The sequence below is a fragment of the Pseudomonas sp. NPDC087185 genome, assembly GCF_044744955.1.
Lineage (GTDB): Bacteria > Pseudomonadota > Gammaproteobacteria > Pseudomonadales > Pseudomonadaceae > Aquipseudomonas.
In genome coordinates this window covers 525,414-545,793 of the sequence record NZ_JBIUZK010000005.1, presented here as the reverse complement: position 1 = coordinate 545,793, position 20,380 = coordinate 525,414, and the positions used below count along the sequence as shown (strand labels likewise).

Genomic DNA, 20,380 nt, shown 5'->3' with positions numbered 1-20,380 from the left:
CGCTCCACAATCCCTTGGGCGCCGGGGCGTCGGCCGGTCACACCCGTCACCAGCAAGCGTAGGTGCTGCCCCGGTAAACGTCGAACGGTTACTCGCTGACCTGGAAGGCCACCCGCGCGGTTTCCCCGCTCTCGTCCAGTGCACTGAGCTCGATCTGCCCCGCGCGTTCAAAGCGCACCAGCAGGCTGTCCTGGCCATCGGTTTCGCCCAGCGGCTCGCCGTTGCGGAACCACCAGCGCCGCCCGCCGCCACCGAGCGCCGAGACGTGCAGTTGCAACGGCTCGCTGCTGGTGGCCGGGCGCCGCAGGTTATCACCGGGGCGCACGCCGACAATCGACAGCGGCGGCGCACTGGCCGGCACCTGCGGTGGGCAGTTCGGGTCGACGGCCGGCAAGCGTTCGGCACGCCGCTCTACACGCCCCAGCCAGGGCTCCAGCGGCGCCGGCCAGAGGGCGATGTCGCGTGGCGTGGCACCTGGGCAGCTGCCATCGACACGCAGCCCTTGCGCGTTGACCCAGACGCTTTCGCGCAAGCCCAGCCCGAGCGGTTGGTCGGCAGCCTGCAAGGTCGGCGGGGTGGTGCCGTCCAGTGTCCAGGCAAAGCGCTGGCGCCTGCAGTTCGGGTCCTGGCGGTCCATCGGCTGGCCCAGCGGCCAACAAATGGCGGCGACACCGATGCTGGCAGGTACCTGCTCGACCGGTGCGGCAAGGCCGCGCTGGCTGTCGCGGTTGCTCAGCAGGTCGTGAATCTGCAGCATCAGCGGGGCCGCCGAGGCCAGGCCGAACTGCCCGGGTACCGGCGTGCCATCCGGGCGGCCGATCCACACGCCAATCAGGTAGCGCGGCCCGACGCCGATCGACCAGGCATCGCGAAAGCCATAGCTGGTACCGGTCTTCCAGGCCAGCTGGGGGCGCTGCACCAGGTCGGCATGCGGGTCACGGTCAGGCCGCGCCTGGCCGCTGAGGATGCGGCGGATGATCCACGCCGCCCCGGGCGACAACAAGCGCCGCTCCAGCAATGGGCTCTGCGGCTGCAGGCGCACGCGGGCACTGTTGCCGCCTCGGGCCAGCGCCGCATAACCACCCACCAGGTCTTCCAGGCGGCTGCCTGCGCCACCGAGGATCAGCGACAGGTTGGGCTCGGCCAAGGGCGGCAGTGCCAGAGGCATGCCGGCCATGCGCAATTGCGCGGCGAAGCGCTTGGGCCCGTAGGCTTCGAGCAACTGCACCGCTGGCAAGTTGAGCGACAAGGCCAGCGCCGAACTGGCCGACACCGGGCCGCTGAAGCCCATCGAGAAGTTGCCGGGGCGGTAGTCGCCATAGCGCCGCGGCACATCCTGCAACAGCGATTCGGAATGGATCAGGCCATCGTCCAGGGCCATGCCATACAGGAACGGCTTGAGCGTCGAGCCCGGTGAGCGCAGCGAGCGGACCATGTCGACATGGCCAAAGCGGCGCTCATCGGCAAGGTCGATCGAGCCCAGGTAGGCGCGCACGGCCATGCTCTGCGCATCCACCACCAGTACGGCCGCGGAAGTGCGCTCTGGCAGCCGCGCGCGCCAGCCCAGCAACAGGTCCTCCAGGCGCCGTTGCAACGAGGCATCGAGGGTGGTGCGGATCAGCGGTGGGCTGTTGGCGGTGTTCAGGCGGCGGGCCAGCAGCGGCGCCAGGGCCGGTTCCTGGCGCGGGGCCAGCAGCAACGGTTCTTCAGCCGCTTCCTTGATCTGCCGGGCAGGCCACACCTGGTACTCCTCCAGGCGCTGCAGCACCTTGTCGCGGGCACGTTGGGCACGCGCCGGGTGGCGATCGGGTCGCAAGCGGCTGGGCGCCTGCGGCAGCACCGCCAACAGCGCAGCTTCCGCTGGCGTGAGGTGCATCGGCGACTTGCCCAGGTAGGCCCAACTGGCCGCCGCCACGCCCTGCAAGGTACCGCCGAAGGGTGCACGATTGAGGTAGATCTGCAGGATCTCGCGCTTGGACAGGTACCACTCCAGTTGCGCCGTACGCCATAGCTGCCGCAGTTTGCCGGGCAGGCTGCGATCATGCGGGTCGAGTAACCGCGCCACCTGCATCGACAGCGTGCTGCCACCCGACACCACGCGCCCGCCGCGCACGTTCAGCCAAGCGGCGCGCACCAGCGCCAGCGGGTTGACCCCCGGGTGCCGGTAGAACCAGCGGTCCTCGTAGGTCAGCAACGCCTGCAGGTACAACGGCGACACTTCTTCAGGGCTGACCGGGTAGCGCCACACCCCGTCGGCATCGGCGAAGCGCCACAGCGGTGTGCCGTCCTCAGCCAGCACCACCCGCGCCAGGTCGTCGGCCGGCAGCGGCAGTGGCCACAGGCGGTCAGCCAGCCACAACACACCCAGCATCACCACCACGGTGATGACACTCGCGCGCAGGAACCTTCCCGCTCGCGTGCGCGGCCGGGCTAAGCTTGGCATCGGGAACCGACCTGGCCAGGTAATGGCCAAAGGCTTGGGAACGGCAACCTCGCCGATTCGTTCATCAGGAAGCAACTATGCATGTAGAAGGTTTTTTCGAGTGGCTTGGCCAGGCACTGGGTTCGTTGATCCGTTTCATCGTCGACGCCTTGAGCGGCCTGTTCAACCTGCTGGCCAACGCCGGGGGCAATTTCATCGATGGCCTGGCACGTACCCTGGGCATGGACACCTCACTGGTCAGCATCCTTGCCTTGATCGTCGGCCTGATGCTGCTGTACTCGGCAATCCGCGCCTTCATGCGCGCCTCGATCATCCTCGGAATCATCTGGCTGGTGTTGGGGTTGTGGGTGATGAGCTGGGTGATCCACTGATTCAGCGGGTCACCCATGCCCAAGGTCAGCGGGCCTTGACTGTCATCTCACCCTGCCCATCGCCCACCGCCTGCAGGTTCGGCCGGTACATCGACTCGACCTGCGGCGGCGGCACGCGGTAGGTGCCCGGGGTTACCGCACGGGCCAGGTACAGCAGGTGGGTGGTGCTGTATTCGTCGAGCTTGAGCGCCGCCACGTAACGGTCATCGCGGTACTCCTGATGCACCACGCTGGCGTTCTGCATCGACTCACGCCACTGCTTCACCGCGCTGCTGGCGTTGTCCAGGCTGGCGGCGCTCTGCGCCAGGTTCTGGTTTTCCAGCTCCAGGCCCGCCGGCAACAGATCGACGACCAATGCATCAGGTACCGCGTCTTTGGCCTTGAGCGCCAGGTGCACCAGCACCAGGTCACCGCTGCGCAGGTTGTGAAGGTCCAGCGTCCCGCCATTCATGCCCAGGTATTCGCGGCGGATTTCAATGCCATTACCGCCAGCGGCAGGCGCCTGGCGCGGGTAGCCCGACAGGGTAAGCTGCTGGTACACGGTTTCGCTGCCTTGGTTCTGCACGCTCAACGGTGAAGCCAGCAATGGGCCTTCGAGCTTCATGCCGGACTCGTCATTGTTGAACTCACGGACTTCGCCCGCACTGTCCAGGCGTGCCTTCCAAGGGCTCTCTGGCTTGCCCAGCAGACCACGGCCTGCGAGGTACAGCGCATTACGTTCCTGGGTCGACAGCCAGCGGTTGGCCGCCAGTTCGTCGGACAGTGCGAACAGGCGCTGATCAACCTGATCGCCGGCCAGGTTGCTCTCCTGCAGCAGTGCCAGGATCAGCGCCTGATCGCGCAGGCTGCTGCCGTAATCGGCCATCCAGCCTTTGCTGCGGCTGATGCCCAAGCCTGCCTGCAGGGCCTCCTGCGAGCGCGGCTTGTCGCCCATATTGTCCAGCGCCACCGCCAGTTGCACCAGCGGCAGGCCGGAGCGCGCATCGGCGCGGCGTTCGAACAGGCTGCGCAAGGCGCCCAGCGGCGCCTGCTGGCTGCGCGACAATACCAGCGCGGCATACGCCTGGACGGCAAAGCGCGTGTGTTCGGCGTTCTCGCTGTAGTCAACCTCGATCAGGTTGCGTTCCTGCAGGTAGCGCAGCAGGCGCTCGTTGGCCTTCTTCAGCGCCTCGGCTGGCACGCCATAGCCCTGGTCACGGGCGCGCAGCAGGAAGTCGGTGACATAGGCCGTCAGCCAGTACTCCTCTTGGCTGTCCGAACTCCACAAGCCAAAGCTGCCGTTGTAGCGCTGCATGCCCAGCAGGTGTTCGATGCCCATCTCGATCTTGCGCTTGCGCACGTCGGCCGGCTCGCCCTTGATACCCAGGCGCTCGAGGCTTTCGGCGTCGGCGTACAGCGAAGGGTACAGGCCGCTGGTGGTCTGCTCCAGGCAGCCATAGGGATAGGCCTCGAGGGCGCGGATCTGCTCGGCCAGGTTCAGTGGCGGGCGGCTCGACAATGCCAGGCTGGCCTCCAGGCCTGCGGGTTCGAAGGCGGCCAGGTCGCTTTCCGGCAAGGTCCACGGTTGGTCCTTGAGGACCACCCGGTAGTGCTTGAGCATTGCCGGGTAGGCCGGGCGGATGCCCAAGGTCCATTCACGCTCGAAGGCATTCACCGCCTCACCCGGCAACTGCAGGCCATTGACACGAACACGTACCTTGCCCTGGCCAAGGCCGCCTTGGGCCTGTACCGGGATCATCAGTGTGGTGCGCTGGCCTTCGGCCAGGGCGACAGCCTGTTGGGCGCTCGCCGCCAGGCTCAACTGGCCTTCGGTGGTGATATCAACGTTGAGTTGCTGAGCGCTGCCAGACAAGTTGGCCAGGTCCAGCGCCAGGCTGGTGCGGTCGCCACCGGCAAGGAAGCGCGGCGCCGAAAGCTCGGCGATCAATGGCGCAGCGACCACGGTCTTGCCTTCGGCCATGCCGAAGTGCTCCTCGGTCCAGGCCTGGGCCATCAGCCGCAGCTCACCGTTGAAGTCCGGGATGTCGACAGTTGCCTCACCCTCGCCCTGCGCGTTCAGGGTCACTGGCGCGCTCTGCTGGGCAACGATGGTGACCGTGGTGTTGGGGCGCTTGCCGCCTTTTGCGATGGCCGCATCACCACCGAACGCCAAGCTGGCCAGGCGGCCCTGGCCGGCTTCGATCAACTGGCCGTAGATGTCCATCTGGTCAGCGCCGTAGGCCTTGCGGCCGAACAGGCTGGCGTACGGGTCGGGGGTCTTGAAGTCGGTGATGTTGAGGATGCCCACGTCGACCGCAGACAACAGCACATGCACCTGCTTGGGGATGCTGCCGTCGGCATTGGCCGCCTTGACCTTGACCGTCAGCGCCTGCTTGGGCCGCATCTTCTCCGGTGCCTGCAAGCTCAACGCAAGCTTGCGCTCGGCGCGGGCCAGCGGCAGGTGCAGCACCCCCACGGCACGCTTGGGCGTGGCATTGGCCTTGCGCTCGCCCGGGCGGATCACCAGGGCGCTGATATACAGGTCGTGACGCGCCCACTGTTTATCCAATTGCACGTCGAACGTCTTGCCCTCGGCGGGCACGTCGATTTCCTGCCACCACAACGGGCCGTCACTGGACTCGACCATCAGGTAGCCGGTGCCGGCGGCCGGCGGGGTCACGGTGACCTTGGCCGTCGCGCCGTCGGTATAGGCGGGTTTGTCCAGCGCCAGCTTGACCTGGTCGGGGCGTACCGCACCGCCTTCGGCATTGTCCTGGACGCGAAAGCCGGCCCAGAACCGTTCGCTGGACACCACGCCGGTCTCGGGGTCTTCCACCTCGACACGGTAAGGGCCCCACTCGACCGGGAAGGTGAACTTGGCGGTCGAGCCCGCTTTGACGCTGATGATTTCTTCGCTCTGGGTGAGGAATTTCTCGTTGTAGTTGTAGCTCCAGCCGTCGTCCTGCGAGTAATTCCAGTAGTAATCACGGCGCTCGCGGATCAAGCGCACCTTGAGGCCATTGGCCGCAAGCTTTTTGCCTTCACGGTCGGCGACCAGAAACTCGAACTCCACCGGGCCGTCGCCGTTGGTTTCCTCGCCATCGAACAATCCGCGCAAGCCGGGCAAGCGCTCGGCGGGCCAGATCGGCTGTTCCAGGCGACGGGTGATCGGCCGCCCCCCGGACTCCTGCAAGCTGGCCTGCACAGTCAACTGCAGGGGCGAACGGGCCTCGGCCCAGCGGCTTTCGATGTCGATCGTGGCCTTGCCGGCCTGGTCCAAGGTGACTTCATCGAGCTCCAGGTCCTGGTTCAGCTCAGTCTCGGTGACCGAACCGAACTGGTAGCCAGGTAGCGCGGGCACGGCTTCGCGCAGGGGGCGCACGTAGGCCTGGCCGCTCAGGCGATTGCCTGCAGCCGGGGCACCGTAGAGGTAACGGCCATTGACTTGAATCTGTGCGGTCTCGTCAGGCGAAAGCGGCGTGCTGCTCCCCTTTAGCTCCAATGCCAGGCGCTCGGGAAGGAAGTCTTCGACGAGGAACTCGTAGACCTGCTTGTGCCCGCCGCCCAGGTCGAGCAACAGTTGCCAGCGGCCTGTGGGGGCTTCGGTGGCCAGTTGCAGCTGGTACTGATAAAGGCCATTGGCATCGGCCTCCCAGACGAACTTGCGGCTCACCTGTTCATCCGGTCGGCGCACTTCCACGCTCACCGGCTGGGCCTTGACCGGCTTGCCGTCCTGATCGCGCAGCAGGCCGTTGAGCAACACCGTTTCACCGGGGCGATAGAGGTCACGCGGGCCGAAAATGAAAAACTGCAACGGGTTGGCCTGGGGCCCGGTGATGTCGAATTCGGCCAGGTCCAGCGCCGAAGTGTTCAGGCGCAGCAACGTGGTATGTACGCCCTGGGTCGCAATCAGGGTGTCGGCCTTGGCCGTGATAGGCAGCTGGGCATGGCCGTCGCCATCGGTCTTGGCCTGGGCCAGCAGCTTGCCTTTGTCGTCATGCAGCGCAAGGTTCACCTCCTTCAGCGCCTTGCCGCCTTCCAGCGCCTGGGCGAACACGTCGAGGCGGTCGCGGTAGCGGTGGGCGGACACGCCGATGTCGCTGAGGGTGAAGAGCGTTGCCGGCTGCGAGTAGTCGTAGGTGCCCGCGGCACGCATCACCGCCAGGTACACACCGGGCTCTTGCAGCGGTTTGATCCCGGCGATCGGCAACAGCACGGTCTCGCGGGTATTGCGGGCCGGGTTGAGGTCGAAGCGGCCGCTGTAGACCAGGTCGGCCAACGCCAGGGCTTCCTTGGACTGGTAGTAGTACAGGCTGCTGTTGCGGCCCCAGTTGACCAGGAAGGTCGAGAGCATTTCCGGCTTGACCCGGAAGAACTCGACATCGACCTTGTCGACGTTCAGGGCAATCACCGGCAGGCCTTCGGCCAGGCGCGTGGGCAGCAGCGAGCCGCGGCTGGCGAAGCCGATGGTCGGCTGCATGTCGCGGGTTTCCAGGCGGGTTACCCATTCGCTGTCGAGCTGCTTGCCGTTGACCGCCAGCAGGCCTTTGTCGACGGTCAGCACCAGTTTGCGCTGCGGCTCCAGGTGGCGCAGGCGCAGCTCCATTTGGTTGTCGGAGAGTTCCCAGGCACCGTCGACCTTGCCTTTGACGGTGTCCACCAGGTGCAGCTTGGTGGCGAAGTCCTGCTTGGCATCCAGCGGCGCGGAGAAACTGACCGACAGGGTACTGGCACCGTCGAGCTGCACTTCCGAGACATCCAGCACGGACAGCTCGCGGCCCTCGTAGCGCTTGGCGAGCACGGCAGGGTCTTCACGCTTGGGCGCCGGGGCCTCGACTGCGGCGCTCGCTGCCGGTTTATCGGGGGTGGCGGGTTTATCCGGCGTCGAGGAATCACAGGCACTGAGCAGGGCCAGCGCGCAGGCCAGCAACAATCCTTTGTTGAACATGGAGTGGGGACTCTTTGGCAGCGTGTACGTAAGGGCGCAACTATAGCGCAACGGCAGGTAGCTGGCCGGTACAATGCGATCCATCAATCAGGAAGAGCGGCGCAGCGGCCCTGCTTTATTCAGGAATACACATGTCTCAAATCGCCACCGACTGGCGCCACCGCCTTACCCATCGCAAGGTCTGGGCGCTGGCCGCGCCGATGATCCTCTCCAACATTTCGGTGCCCCTGGTGGCGCTGGTCGACAGCACGGTGATCGGCCACCTGCCCCACGCCCACCAGCTCGGCGCGGTGGCCGTGGGCGCCACGCTGTTCACCTTCATGGTTGGCCTGATGGGCTTCCTGCGCATGGGCTCCACCGGCTTCGCCGCCCAAGCTGCGGGGCGCGCCGACGGTGCCGCGCTGCGTCAGGTACTGGTCCAAGGCCTGCTGCTGGCGCTGGGCTTCGCCTTGCTCATCGGCCTGCTCGCCCTGCCCTTCAGCCAGCTGGCGCTGCACGCGATGCAACCGAGTGAAGCCTTGCAACAATCGACCGAAACCTTCTTTCACACCCGCCTGCTCGGCCTGCCCGCGGCGCTGGCCAGCTACGCACTGGTCGGCTGGTTCCTTGGCACCCAGAATGCCCGCGCGCCGCTCGCCATTCTGCTGACCACCAACCTGCTGAACATCGCGCTCAACCTGTGGTTCGTGCTGGGCCTGGACTGGGGTGTGCTGGGCTCGGCGCGGGCGTCGGTGATCGCCGAATGGAGCGCTGCGCTGCTCGGCCTGGCGCTGACCCGCCCCGCCCTGCGCGCCTACCCTGGGCAGATCGCCTGGGCGGCACTCAAACGCTGGCAAGCCTGGCGGCCGTTGCTGGCCGTCAACCGCGATATTTTTCTGCGCAGCCTGGCCCTGCAGCTGGTGTTCCTGTTGATAACCGTGCAGGGCGCGCGCTTGGGCGAAGCCACGGTGGCGGCCAATGCGCTGCTGCTCAATGGCCTGCTGCTCACCGCCTACGCCCTCGATGGCCTCGCACATGCCGTGGAAGCCCTGTGCGGCCATGCCATCGGCGCACGCGACCGCGATACCCTGCGCCGCTCGCTGGTGGTGGCCTGTGGTTGGTCGCTGATCACCAGCCTGGGCTTTGCCGGGCTGTTCCTGTTGGCAGGGCACGTGTTCATCGACGTGCAGACCGATATCGCCAGCGTGCGCGCAGCCGCCTACCCATACCTGCCTTACCTGGCGGTGCTGCCACTGGTTGCGGTGTGGAGTTACTTGCTTGACGGGCTGTTCATCGGCGCAACGCGGGCGCGGGAGATGCGCAATGCGATGCTGGTGTCGGTGTTGATTGCACTGCCGCTGGCGTGGGCCATGAAAGGGTTGGACAACCACGGCTTGTGGTTGGCGTTTCTCGGATTCATGGCATTGCGGGCGGTGACGTTGGGGTGGGTGGGTTGGCGGTTGCAGCAGCGCGATAGCTGGGTGCCTTGAGGCAAGAAGGAACCTGTGGGTACAACGCGCCCACAGGTACATCGGTGTGGTTGAGCACCCCGCTGTACCTGTGGGCGATGGGTCAGGAAGACAAGTACGAAGACCGGGTCAGCCCCAAGCGCAGCGCATCGAGGAACTGGGTGCGCTCGCGGGCGGTGATCTTGGCGCTGGCCACCTTGTCACGGTAGTGGGTCATCAACTCCTCCGGCGACAGGTGCACATAGCGCAGCATGTCCTCGATGGTGTCATGGGTCTCGATACCGGCGTGATACACGCTGCCATCGGCGTTCTGGTAGATGTTCACCGAGTCGGTGTCACCGAACAGGTTGTGCATGTCGCCCAGGATTTCCTGATAGGCGCCGACCAGGAACACGCCCAGCAGGTAGTCCTCGCCCTCGTTGAGCCCATGCACCGGCATGCTGGTCTCGATGCTCTGCTCGTCAACGTACTGGTTGATCTTGCCGTCGGAATCGCACGTCAGGTCCTGCAGCACCGCGCGGCGCAGCGGTTCTTCGTCCAGGCGGTGCAACGGGATGATCGGCAGCACCTGGCCGATGGCCCAGGTATCCGGCAGGCTCTGGAACACCGAGAAATTGCAGATGTACTTGTCGGCCAGCTTGTCGTTGAGTTCGTCCAGCACCTGGCGGTGCGAGCGCTGGCGGGCCTTCAGCGAGTTGTGCAGGCGGCGGCACACGGCGAAGTAGCACTGCTCGGCCAGGGCTTTCTCGGCCAGGCTGATCTTGCCATCGGCGTACTGCGCCGCCACGTCGCCCATGTAGTGGGTGGCGCGCCAGTAGGTCTCGGTGACCATCTCGATGTCGGTCGGGCCCAGCAGGTCGGCCAGCCACTGCACGGTCTCGGGCAGGCTTTCCTTGTTCTCGATGGTCGGCACGTCGTCGTTGTGCTTCTCGACGTCGGTCACCTGGATCACCAGCATGGCGTGGTGCGCGGTCAGCGAACGGCCGCTCTCGGAGAAGATGTGCGGGTGCGGCAGGCCCTGCGCGTCGCAGAACTCCTTGAGCATGCCCACCACCACGCCGGCGTAGTCGTCCATGTCGTAGTTGATCGAACTGGCATTGCGCGAGTGGGTGCCGTCATAGTCCACGCCCAGGCCGCCGCCGACGTCGATGTGGTCGACCGGCAGGCCCAGCGCACGCAGTTCGCCATAGTAGCGGATGGCTTCCTTGAAACCGTGCTGGTAGTCAGCCAGGTTGGCGATCTGCGAACCCATATGGAAGTGCAGCAGGCGGATGCCCTGGTCCAGGCCGGCATCGCGGAAACGCTGCACCACCGAAATCAGCTGGGCGGCAGACAAGCCGAACTTGGATTTCTCGCCACCGGTATCGGCCCACTTGCTCGACGCCAGCGACGACAGACGCACGCGCAGGCCTACCTGCGGCTTGACCTTCAGCTCGGCGGCTTCTTCGATCACCAGCGCCACTTCTGACTCTTTCTCGATGACGATGAACACGTTGTGGCCAAGTTTCTGGCCCATCAGTGCCAGGCGGATGAACTCGCGGTCCTTGTAGCCGTTACAGACGATGGTACCGCCCTTGGGCGCCAGTGCCAGGACGGCCAGCAGCTCAGGCTTGGAGCCCGCTTCCAGGCCGATGGAGACGTTCTGGGTGGCGATGATGTTCTCGACCACCGCTTCCTGCTGGTTGACCTTGATCGGGTACAGCGCGGTGTACTGGCTCTGGTATTCCAGGCGCGCGATATTGGCGTCGAAGGCGCCGGTCAACTGGCGTACGCGGTCCTGCAGAATGTCAGGGAAGCGCACCAGCAGCGGCAGCGACAAACCGCTCTGGCGCAGCTCGTCGACCTGTTCGAACAGGTCGATCGGGGCGCTCTGCGGGCCGTTGGGGCGCACTTCGACGCGCCCGGCTTCATTGATGGCGAAATAACCAGCGCCCCAATGGCGGATACCATAAACGCTGCGGCTGTCGGCCACGGTCCACTGGCTACCATCGTCTTTGCGTGTGCGTCGTACGGACATTCAAGTCCCCTATAGATAAGTCGAAGACACTGCCCCGCAGGCAGCCGGGCGAGTGTAAAAGCTGAAAATGACGATTCATCCGTGTCCAGGCATAGACCCTGGCCACGGGAACGAGTTTAGAAAGCGCTGGGCAAAAAAACGTGCGATGGCCTCAGCCGCCGGACTTTTTCGCCTTGAAACCCTGTTTGGTCAGCTCGCCGATCAACAGCTCGACATGGTCGCCCTGGATCTCGATAACCCCGTCCTTCAGGGCACCGCCAGTACCGCAACGGCGCTTGAGCGTAGTGGCCAGCTCCTTGAGCTGGTCGGGCGGCAGCGGCACACCGGTGACGGTGGTCACGGTCTTGCCGCCACGGCCTTTGCTTTCGCGGCGCACACGGGCTATACCGTCGCCTTCGGGGATGGTTTGCTGCTTGCAGATGCAGGCATCCACCGGCTGACTGCAGTCGGGGCAGTGCCGACCGGCATCGGTGGAGAACACGAGACCGCCAAGGGCGGAAAAGGAAGAAGCTTTCTTGGCCACTTTTGTTCCTCTGTGCTGAGGACAAAAACTGGTCGGCGGGAGCCGACCGCGAAGCCCCACTCTGGCAGGGGCGGCGCTACTGCCGCAAGTACCTGCGACAGCCCGAAAAGGGCGCGCAGTGTAACGATAAATCAGGCAATTGCTAAGTACTGGAATGCGCCATTTTGCGAATGTTTTGCGACCCCGAGCCCCCCGCTTTACCCAAGGCTCGCTTTGTATCGCTGCAAGGCCGCCAACGAGTCCGGGCAATAGGGCTTGCTCAGGCTTTCTTCTTCAGCCTGGGCCAGGCTGACGAACTTCGCCTCGATCACCTCTTCCGCCTGCAACTTCAGCGGCGCATCGGAAACCGCCGAATACACCGCGCACCACAAATGGTTGTCCGGCTGGTCGAAGTAGAAGCGCTCATGGAAGCGCAATTCAGCACCTTCGATCCCCAGTTCTTCGGCCAGCTCCCGGGCCGCCGAATCGGCATACGCCTCACCTGCCGCCACCATGCCGCCAGCTGCCACATCCCAGTAGCCGGGGTACAGCGCCTTGCTCAAGGTACGCCGGTGCACACACAGCTCACCGGCGCTGTTGAACAGCAGAATGAAGGTGCAACGCCCGATCAGGCCACGCGCGCGCAGTTCAGCCCTGGGCAACGCGCCAAGTAGCTGGTCGGTTTCGTCCACCCAGGCGACCAGCTCGCGGTCGGAGGCCGCCCGGTGGGCGGCCTCGTGGGGGCTGATGGCCATGCTCAACCTTGCGACAGCAACTGACGCAGGTCGATGACCGCGGCGTTGGCCCGCGAGATGTAGTTGGCCATGACCAGCGAGTGGTTGGCCCACATGCCGAAGCCGCTGCCGTTCAGCACCATCGGGCTCCACAGCGGCTCTTGCGAGGCTTCCAGCTCACGGATGATCTGGCGCACGCTGACGGTGGCGTTCTTCTTGGCAAGCACGTCGGCGAAGTCCACTTCGATGGCACGCAGCAGGTGCGACAGCGCCCAGGCCTGGCCACGGGCCTCGTAGAACACGTTGTCGATCTGCAGCCAAGGGGTTTCGACCACTTCCTCATCCACCTGCGGCGCCTGGCCGGCAACCACCGACTCGGTCTTCAGGTTGGTGTTGAGCTTGACCCGGCCAACGCTGGCCGACAGGCGCTGCGACAGCGACCCCAGGCGCGTGGCGACATCGCCCAGCCAGTTGTTCAGGTTGTCGGCACGGGTGTAGAAGATCGCGCCCTTGTCGCCGGCTGCCAGGCGGGTCTGGTAACGCGCCAACGACTTGATGCCTTCTTCGAACTCCGATTCGCTCGATGGCAGGATCCAGCTCTTGTTGTCGAAGTTGAAGCGCGGCTCGGCCTTGGCCAGGTCGGCGTCTTCGGTGGACTGCGACTGCGAACGGGCGAAGTCCTTGCGCAGCGCACGGGACAAGTCACGCACCTGAACCAGCACGCCGTATTCCCAGCTCGGCATGTTGTCCATCCACAACCCCGGCGGGAAGCGGTCGTTGGAGATGTAACCGCCCGGCTTGTTCAGCAAGGTACCGGCCACGGTCTTGAGGGTTTCGATAGTGGTGTAGCCCACCACCATTTGCTGGCCATTGCGCTCGGCCGCAGCCTGGGCGCTCTGCTGCACCGGGAACAGCGCCGGCTCCTGGCTCCAGTACCAGCCCAGGCCGATGCAGACCAGCAGGTACAACCCGATCAGGGTCCCCAGGGCACGGCTCCAGAGGCCGCCCAAATAGCTACGGGCGGCAGCGCCGCGGCCGTCGACACGCTCACGGGGCTCGGCTTTGGCCTCGCGGTTTTTCCAGTCCAGCATGGCTTTGTCCTTAATCAGTCACGACGGTTCAGGGGCTTTGACCACAGGCCTGCGCCAGGGTGCCACGGCAAGCCCGCGTTGCTGCACTATAAAGCAGACACCACCGTACGCATAAGCGACCAATCAGTCAGTAACTGAATATTGCGTTTCAACGCTTTGTTGATGCCGCACGCTCACGTGCCGGAAAAGAACTGCTAGCATAGAGCCATCATCGCACCTGCACATCCCTCCAATAAGTAGCCAGGACATGACCCAAGCTGCGGAGCCGAGCCAAGAACGCCTCGAGCAGGCGTTCGATCACCTGCTGCAACGCCTGTCGCCCCGCTTGCGCAAGGGTGACCAACCCGACCAGCTGGCGCTGCGGCCTGCCCGCAAACCGGTGTACCTGCTGTTGCGTGACCCGGAACGTGCCGAGCGGCTGGCCCAGCAGCTGGAGTTCTTCGGCCTGAGTGCGCAGCCGCTGTTCAGCGCCGAGGTGTTCATGGCGTCGGTGGCCGAGCAGTTGCCCTCGGCCATCGTCATGGATGTCGATTTCACCGGGCCCGGCTTGGGTGTCGCCTTGGCCGCCAAGGCGCAGCAAGGCCGCGAGCAGCCCATCCCGTTACTGTTCTTCAGCCACCACGAAACCGACACGCCAACCCGCCTGGCGGCCGTACGCGCGGGCGGGCAGGCCTTTCTGACCGGCACCCTGGAAGCCTCCAGCCTGCTGGAAAAACTGGAGATGATCACCAGCACTGCCCCGCATGACCCGCTGCGGGTGCTGATCATCGACGACTCGCGTACCCAGGCCCTGTACACCGAGCGCGTGCTGGCCAGTGCCGGGATGATCACCCGTAGCCTGACCGACCCGATCGGCACCATGGCCGAGCTGGCCGACTTCCAGCCCGACCTGATCATCCTCGACCTGTACATGCCAGGCTGCTCGGGCCCGGAGCTGGCCAAGGTGATACGCCACAACGACCGCTACGTCAGCGTACCGATCATCTACCTGTCCGCCGAGGACGACCTGGACAAGCAGCTCGACGCCATGAGCGAAGGCGGCGACGACTTCCTGACCAAGCCGATCCGCTCGCGCCACCTGATCACCACTGTGCGCAACCGCGCGGCCCGCGCCCGCCACCTCAAGTCGCGCATGGTGCGTGACAGCCTCACCGGGTTGTACAACCACACGCATATCCTGCAGCTGCTCGAAGACTGCAGCTTCCGCGCCCGCCGCGAGCGTCAGCCGCTGAGCTTCGCCATGCTCGACATCGACCATTTCAAGAAGATCAACGACCACCATGGCCACCCCATGGGCGACCGGGTGATCAAGAGCCTGGCGCTGTTCCTCAAGCAACGCCTGCGCAAGACCGACTTCATCGGCCGCTATGGCGGTGAAGAGTTCGCCATCGTCATGCCCAACACCGCGTTGGAGGCCGCGCACAAGGTGCTCGACGAGATCCGCCGGCGCTTTGCCGAAATTCTCTACCCGGCGCAACCCCACGACCTGCAATGCACCTTCAGCGCCGGGGTGGTGCAACTGGATGAGGAACTGGATGCGCTGACCATGGCCAGTGCGGCGGATGAAGCGCTGTATCGGGCCAAGCATGCGGGGCGCAATTGCGTGGTGCGGGTCGAGCCTTGATCTTCAATCCCTGGGCCGGCCTCATCGCGGATGAACCAGCCCCTGCAATATGGCGCTAAGCCACTACCGTCATCACCACGTCACAAAATAGCAATAACTTCAGGCACCTACCTCCACTCCCCCGCAGGAAGTTCGCGGCTATGCGCCTGAAGTGGCTGACCAATTTCAACACCCTGTTGCTGGTGACCGTATGTATCGCCCTGGGCGCGACCCTGTGGTGGTCACAGCGCGCCCTGGAACGCCCCTATCAATTGATGGAACGCTACCTGGGCCTGTCGCAACAGTTTCAGAACCAGGCTGCGCGCAATATCCAGGCCTACCTCAGCAGTGGCGATGCCCTGCGCCACGCAGCCGCGGTAGAGGCCAACAATCAGCTGCAGGCCGCATTGGCCGATTGGCCGGATGCGCTAGCCGCTAAGTTGCGCCCGAGCCTGGCCACCCTGCAGGCTTTTACCGCCAACGAACTGCTCGCAGCCGGCAAACTGGCCGGCGACCCGCAGGCCTTGCTGTTGCAGGCCGAGCGCGAGCTGGGCGCCAGCTTCGAACAACTGGCCGGCTATGCCCGCAACAGCGGCAGCAGCGAGGCCGAGCGTTACCTGCTGCCATTGCTCGACGCCAGCGTGCACCTGGGCCGCCTGTCGCTGGCCCGTGACAAACTGGTCAGCAGCGGCCGCGCCGAGCTGGCCGACGAAGTGGAGCGCGAACTGCAGCTGATCCGCGCCCAGGCACAGGCGATCGACGGCCTGCCACTGCTGGGCGTGACCCGCGCCGCCGAATCCAACGCCGACGACTTCGCCGCCATGATGGGCCTGCAAACCCAGGCCAGCGAACAGCAGGAAGACGTCGCCCTCGGCCTCAAGCGTGAGCTGCAGAGCCTGCTCAACCGCTACCCTGCCGAACTGCAACGCACCCGCGAACAGATCGAGCAGCGCACGGCCCTGGCCGCCAGCACCAACCAGCGCCTCGACGCTGTGCAACTGGCCATCGCCGGCCTGGAGCCTGAAGTGCGCGCCCAGCACGCCAGGATCGCCAGTGAAGTGCGCCTCATGCAGGGGCTGATGATCGGCGTGATCCTGCTGATCGCCCTGCTTGTCGACACCTTGCAACGGCGCCTGACGCGTACCCTGACCAGCCTGGCCCCAGCGTTGTCCGCCTGGGCCGAGGGCGATTTCGCCGAGCCTATCGCCCTGGGCAAGACCAACCGCGAACTGCATGACATCGAGGAATCGCTCAACCGCCTGCGCCAGTACCTGGTGGAGCTGGTGGGCACCATTCGCCACAACGCCGAGCAGGTCGCCGGCAGCAGCCACGCATTGGCCGGCATGAGCGCCGCCCTGCACGATGGCGCCGAACGCCAGGCCGGCGACACCGGGCAGATCCGCGATGCCCTGGGCGAACTGGAAGCGACCATCCAGCAAGTGGCCGGTGATGCCAGCTCCGCCGCCGATGCCAGCCGCGATGCCGGCCGCGCCGTGGAGCAAGGCCAGGCCGTGATCGGCCAGAGCCTGTCCGGCTTGCGCGCGCTGGTCGACGAAGTGCAAGGCAATGCCCGCATGATCGAACAGTTGGCCGAAGAGTCGGCGACCATTGGCGGTGTGCTGACGGTGATCCGCTCGATTGCCGAGCAGACCAATTTACTGGCGTTGAACGCTGCCATCGAAGCCGCTCGCGCCGGGGAGATGGGCCGCGGTTTTGCCGTGGTGGCCGACGAAGTGCGCTCCCTGGCGCAACGCACCACCGGCGCCACCGGCGAAATTCAGGCGCTGATCGACCGCCTGCAGCAGGCCGCGCGCGGGTCGGTGGCCGGTATGCGGGCGCAGCTGGAACATGCCGAAGCCACGGCCAACCAGGCACAGGCAGCCGATGGCGCGCTGGATGAGATCGTCAGCGCGATCCGCACGATTGCCGAAACGGCAGTGCGCATTGCCGATGTCACGGCGCAGCAGACGGGCGCGGTCAGCGAGATTCGCGGGCACAGTGAGCGTATTCATGAACTGGGTGAGGACAACCTGCAGCGCATTGGCGAAGGGCGCCAGCAGGGTGAACAGCTGCTGAGCCTGGGAGGCGAGCTGAACCGGGCGGTGCGGGCATTCAGGGTGTAATTGCTCGCCTGCACCGGCCCTTTCGCGACACTGGCGGCACACCGCCCAGCGGCCATGTGTCGCCCTTCCGGACACCACACGCCAAACCCCGGCCAACTCCGCTATCATGCCCGGCATGTTCCACCTCGCGAGTCCGCCATGCGCCGCCTGTTTTTCCTGCTGTTCCTGCTGCTGGCCAGCCCTGCCTTCGCCTCGGGCCTGCTCGACAACCGCCCCAGCGCCACCCTCGGCGCCGCCTCGCTGAGCAACAGCGCAGACTTCCTGCCGGTACATGAAGCGTTCAAGCTCAGCCTGGTCCAGGCCGATGCGCAAACCATCAAGCTGCGCTTCGTCGCCACCGACGGCTACTACCTCTACCGCCATCGTTTCCAGTTCCGTACCGAACCTGCGGACATCGCCCTGGGCACGCCGAACATCCCCAAGGGCGAGGCCAAGCACGATGAGTTTTTCGGCGACGTCGAGGTATACCACGGCGTGCTCGACATCGAACTGCCGCGCACCGACGCCCGCGCCTTCACCCTGCTGGTGGGTTACCAGGGCTGCGCCGACAAGGGCCTGTGTTACCCACCGGAGACCGAGCGCCTGAGCATCGATGGCCAAGGCGGCGCCACGGCTGGCGCACCTGCGACCGCCAACGAGCAGGGCTGGAACTGGAAATCGTTGCTGCTGTTCTTCCTCGCCGGGGTCGGTTTGACCTTCACCCCTTGCGTGCTGCCGATGCTGCCGATCCTCTCCGGCGTGGTCCTGCGCGGCCAGGTTGGCGGGCTGCGCGGGCTTGCCCTGTCGCTGGCTTACGTCATACCGATGGCTGCCTGCTTCGCCGTGCTGGGTGCACTGATGGGCCTGTTCGGCGCCGGCCTGAACCTGCAGGCGCGGTTGCAGTCGGCCTGGGTGCTGGTGCCGTTCGCACTGTTCTTCGTGCTGTTCGCCCTGGCCATGTTTGGCCTGTTCGAGCTGAAGTTGCCGCAAGCCTTGAACAATCGCCTGGACAAGCTCGCCCACCGCACCAAGGGTGGCTCGCTGTTGGGCGCGGCTGTACTGGGTGTGCTGTCCAGCCTGCTGGTGTCGCCGTGCGTGTCGGCGCCACTGGCCGGTGCCCTGCTGTACATCAGCGCCAGCGGCGATGCCCTGGGCGGTGCGCTGAAACTGTTCGCCCTGGGCCTGGGCATGGGTGCGCCATTGTTGCTGGTGGCCACGGGTGGCGCGGCCTGGCTGCCAAAAAGCGGCCCCTGGCTGAACACCGTGAAAAACGCTATCGGCGTGCTGCTGCTGGGCCTGGCGATCGGCCTGCTCAGCCGGGTTCTGCCAGGCCCGGCGACCTTGCTGCTGGTCGGTTTCCTGAGCGCTGGCATGGCGCTGTTCCTCGGCGCGCTGGAGTTCGTGGTGAAGACGCCGCGGCAACGCCTGGCGCAACTGCTGGGGCTGGCCTTGCTGGTGTATGCCCTGGCCTGCTGGTACGGCGCTTTGAGTGGCCAAGGCGACCCGGTGCGCCCACTGCCGGTGGCAACGCTGGCAGCCAGCAGTGCTGCCCCTTCGACGCAAGCAGGTGCCTGGCAAACCGTCACCACCCCGGCGGCACTGGACGCCGCCCTGGCCCAGGCCAAGGCCGCTGGCCAACCGGTGCTGCTGGACTGGTACGCCGACTGGTGCATCAGCTGCAAGGTGATCGAACACGAAGTGCTCAATGCACCTCATGTCCAGCAGCAATTGGGGGCGTTCAAGTTGCTGCGTTTCGACATCACCGAAAGTAACGCGCAACAACGCACGCTGCTCGACCGCTACCAGTTGTTCGGCCCGCCCGCGCTGCTGTTCTTTGCAGCGAACGGCGGCGAAATGACCAGCGATCGGGTCATTGGCGAGATAAACGCCGGCGAATTTGCGAGCATTCTTTCGCGCGTGCGCGGCAAACTCGGTCTATAACTTCCCGCGTGCCGGGAAAAATCTCTGTTTGAGTGACCGGATTTAATTATTTGGTCACATACTTCGCGCGAACCTCGGACATCGTGCCGGCTATTGCAGGGAACTGGACACTCGCCGTCGCTTTGCGGCACACTCGCCGCGCTGTGTCGAATTGCCCTACAAATCCAAGGAATCCGCAGATGGCAACGCTACTGGTGCTTCACGGCCCCAACCTGAACTTGCTCGGTACCCGCGAGCCGGGCCACTACGGCGCCGTGACCCTGGCCCAGATCAACCAGGACCTGGAGCAGCGCGCCCGCGCCGCAGGCCACCATCTGCAGTACCTGCAGAGCAATGCCGAGTACGAACTGATCGACCGTATTCACGCCGCACGCAACGAGGGTGTGGACTTCATCCTGATCAATCCGGCTGCTTTCACCCACACAAGCGTTGCATTACGTGACGCATTGCTTGCGGTGAGCATCCCATTCATCGAAGTGCACCTGTCCAACGTGCACAAACGCGAACCGTTCCGTCACCACTCCTACTTTTCCGATGTTGCCGTAGGGGTGATCTGCGGCCTGGGCGCCAGCGGTTATCGCCTGGCCCTGGAATCCGCACTGGAACAACTGGCTGCCAACGCACAGCCCTGATGATTGAAACCCTGGCCTGAGTGGGCCGGGGTTCGAGAGAAACGTTCAGATACGTTTTTTAACTTACGCCCCCTGACCGAACCTTTGGGAGTTGATGATTAATGGATATCCGTAAAGTCAAGAAACTGATCGAGCTGCTGGAAGAGTCTGGCATCGACGAGCTGGAGATCAAGGAAGGCGAAGAGTCGGTCCGTATCAGCCGCCACAGCAAGACCCCAGCTGCACAACAGTTCTACGCACCCGCACCGATGGCTGCCGCACCTGTAGCGGCTCCCGTTGCTGCTGCCGCTCCGGCCGCTGAAGCTGCCGCTGCTGCCCCAGCCCTGAAAGGCACCGTGATCCGTTCGCCAATGGTCGGCACCTTCTACCGCAAGCCATCGCCGACCTCGCCTAACTTCGCTGAAGTGGGCCAGTCGGTGAAGAAAGGCGACACCCTGTGCATCGTCGAAGCGATGAAGATGATGAACCACATCGAAGCCGATATCGGCGGTGTCATCGACGCCATCCTGGTGGAAGACGGTCAGCCGGTTGAGTTCGACCAGCCGCTGTTCACCGTCGTTTGATTCGCG

At 65.0% G+C, this 20,380-nt stretch carries 13 protein-coding genes; 7 read left to right on the top strand and 6 right to left on the bottom strand.

The window, feature by feature from the left end:
• Positions 1-88 precede the first annotated feature (88 nt).
• Positions 89-2,443 carry a peptidoglycan glycosyltransferase PbpC gene (pbpC, locus tag ACIPIJ_RS20050; protein ID WP_401079799.1) on the bottom strand — a complete coding sequence of 785 codons (2,355 nt, stop codon included), beginning with the start codon at positions 2,441-2,443 and terminating at the stop codon, positions 89-91.
• A 77-nt stretch (positions 2,444-2,520) separates the two neighbouring features.
• Here pbpC and ACIPIJ_RS20045 point away from each other — a divergent pair, with 77 nt between their 5' ends.
• Positions 2,521-2,814: a hypothetical protein gene (locus ACIPIJ_RS20045; protein ID WP_054913171.1), complete on the top strand. Its 294-nt coding sequence runs from the start codon at positions 2,521-2,523 to the stop codon at positions 2,812-2,814.
• Positions 2,815-2,839: 25 nt separating this feature from the next.
• Here the strand turns inward: ACIPIJ_RS20045 and ACIPIJ_RS20040 are convergent, their stop codons facing one another.
• Positions 2,840-7,741 carry an alpha-2-macroglobulin family protein gene (locus ACIPIJ_RS20040; RefSeq protein ID WP_401079797.1) on the bottom strand — a complete coding sequence of 1,634 codons (4,902 nt, stop codon included), beginning with the start codon at positions 7,739-7,741 and terminating at the stop codon, positions 2,840-2,842.
• Between the two features lie 131 nt (positions 7,742-7,872).
• Here ACIPIJ_RS20040 and ACIPIJ_RS20035 point away from each other — a divergent pair, with 131 nt between their 5' ends.
• Positions 7,873-9,210: an MATE family efflux transporter gene (locus tag ACIPIJ_RS20035; protein ID WP_401079795.1), complete on the top strand. Its 1,338-nt coding sequence runs from the start codon at positions 7,873-7,875 to the stop codon at positions 9,208-9,210.
• Between the two features lie 82 nt (positions 9,211-9,292).
• On the opposite strand, the gene speA is transcribed toward ACIPIJ_RS20035, so the two are convergent.
• From speA to ACIPIJ_RS20015, 4 genes are all read right to left on the bottom strand, one after another.
• A complete protein-coding gene (gene speA, locus ACIPIJ_RS20030) occupies positions 9,293-11,206 on the bottom strand; it encodes an arginine decarboxylase (RefSeq protein ID WP_401079793.1) in 1,914 nt (637 codons plus the stop codon).
• 151 nt (positions 11,207-11,357) lie between these two features.
• Positions 11,358-11,729, bottom strand: coding sequence for a translation initiation factor Sui1 (locus ACIPIJ_RS20025; RefSeq protein ID WP_012316399.1), 372 nt, complete (start codon positions 11,727-11,729; stop codon positions 11,358-11,360).
• 197 nt (positions 11,730-11,926) lie between these two features.
• Positions 11,927-12,463 (bottom strand): NUDIX hydrolase, encoded by a 537-nt coding sequence (locus tag ACIPIJ_RS20020; protein WP_401079791.1) that lies wholly within the window; start codon positions 12,461-12,463, stop codon positions 11,927-11,929.
• Between the two features lie 2 nt (positions 12,464-12,465).
• On the bottom strand, positions 12,466-13,533 hold the full coding sequence (locus ACIPIJ_RS20015) for a DUF2333 family protein (protein WP_401079790.1): 1,068 nt from the start codon (positions 13,531-13,533) through the stop codon (positions 12,466-12,468).
• Positions 13,534-13,780: 247 nt separating this feature from the next.
• Between ACIPIJ_RS20015 and ACIPIJ_RS20010 the strand changes: the two genes are divergently transcribed.
• The 5 genes from ACIPIJ_RS20010 (at position 13,781) to accB (ending at position 20,374) form a co-directional block, all read left to right on the top strand.
• Positions 13,781-15,157, top strand: a complete 1,377-nt coding sequence (locus tag ACIPIJ_RS20010; protein ID WP_401079788.1) for a diguanylate cyclase — start codon at positions 13,781-13,783, stop codon at positions 15,155-15,157.
• A gap of 140 nt (positions 15,158-15,297) precedes the next feature.
• Positions 15,298-17,259: a methyl-accepting chemotaxis protein gene (locus ACIPIJ_RS20005; protein WP_401079786.1), complete on the top strand. Its 1,962-nt coding sequence runs from the start codon at positions 15,298-15,300 to the stop codon at positions 17,257-17,259.
• 138 nt (positions 17,260-17,397) lie between these two features.
• Entirely contained in the window at positions 17,398-19,179 is a 1,782-nt protein-coding gene (locus ACIPIJ_RS20000; RefSeq protein WP_401079784.1) for a protein-disulfide reductase DsbD, read from the top strand.
• A gap of 179 nt (positions 19,180-19,358) precedes the next feature.
• Positions 19,359-19,811 (top strand): type II 3-dehydroquinate dehydratase, encoded by a 453-nt coding sequence (gene aroQ, locus ACIPIJ_RS19995; RefSeq protein WP_008093086.1) that lies wholly within the window; start codon positions 19,359-19,361, stop codon positions 19,809-19,811.
• A gap of 101 nt (positions 19,812-19,912) precedes the next feature.
• Positions 19,913-20,374 carry an acetyl-CoA carboxylase biotin carboxyl carrier protein gene (accB, locus tag ACIPIJ_RS19990; RefSeq protein WP_401079782.1) on the top strand — a complete coding sequence of 154 codons (462 nt, stop codon included), beginning with the start codon at positions 19,913-19,915 and terminating at the stop codon, positions 20,372-20,374.
• The last annotated feature ends 6 nt before the right edge of the window (positions 20,375-20,380 follow it).

Excerpts from the sequence above, each read along its gene's own strand:
- ACIPIJ_RS20035 (WP_401079795.1), top strand. The coding sequence starts at position 7,873 with ATGTCTCAAATCGCCACCGACTGGCGCCACCGCCTTACCCATCGCAAG.
- ACIPIJ_RS20040 (WP_401079797.1), bottom strand. The coding sequence starts at position 7,741 with ATGTTCAACAAAGGATTGTTGCTGGCCTGCGCGCTGGCCCTGCTCAGT.
- accB (WP_401079782.1), top strand. The coding sequence starts at position 19,913 with ATGGATATCCGTAAAGTCAAGAAACTGATCGAGCTGCTGGAAGAGTCT.
- ACIPIJ_RS20045 (WP_054913171.1), top strand. The coding sequence starts at position 2,521 with ATGCATGTAGAAGGTTTTTTCGAGTGGCTTGGCCAGGCACTGGGTTCG.
- speA (WP_401079793.1), bottom strand. The coding sequence starts at position 11,206 with ATGTCCGTACGACGCACACGCAAAGACGATGGTAGCCAGTGGACCGTG.
- ACIPIJ_RS20010 (WP_401079788.1), top strand. The coding sequence starts at position 13,781 with ATGACCCAAGCTGCGGAGCCGAGCCAAGAACGCCTCGAGCAGGCGTTC.
- ACIPIJ_RS20000 (WP_401079784.1), top strand. The coding sequence starts at position 17,398 with ATGCGCCGCCTGTTTTTCCTGCTGTTCCTGCTGCTGGCCAGCCCTGCC.
- ACIPIJ_RS20015 (WP_401079790.1), bottom strand. The coding sequence starts at position 13,533 with ATGCTGGACTGGAAAAACCGCGAGGCCAAAGCCGAGCCCCGTGAGCGT.
- ACIPIJ_RS20005 (WP_401079786.1), top strand. The coding sequence starts at position 15,298 with ATGCGCCTGAAGTGGCTGACCAATTTCAACACCCTGTTGCTGGTGACC.
- aroQ (WP_008093086.1), top strand. The coding sequence starts at position 19,359 with ATGGCAACGCTACTGGTGCTTCACGGCCCCAACCTGAACTTGCTCGGT.
- pbpC (WP_401079799.1), bottom strand. The coding sequence starts at position 2,443 with ATGCCAAGCTTAGCCCGGCCGCGCACGCGAGCGGGAAGGTTCCTGCGC.
- ACIPIJ_RS20020 (WP_401079791.1), bottom strand. The coding sequence starts at position 12,463 with ATGGCCATCAGCCCCCACGAGGCCGCCCACCGGGCGGCCTCCGACCGC.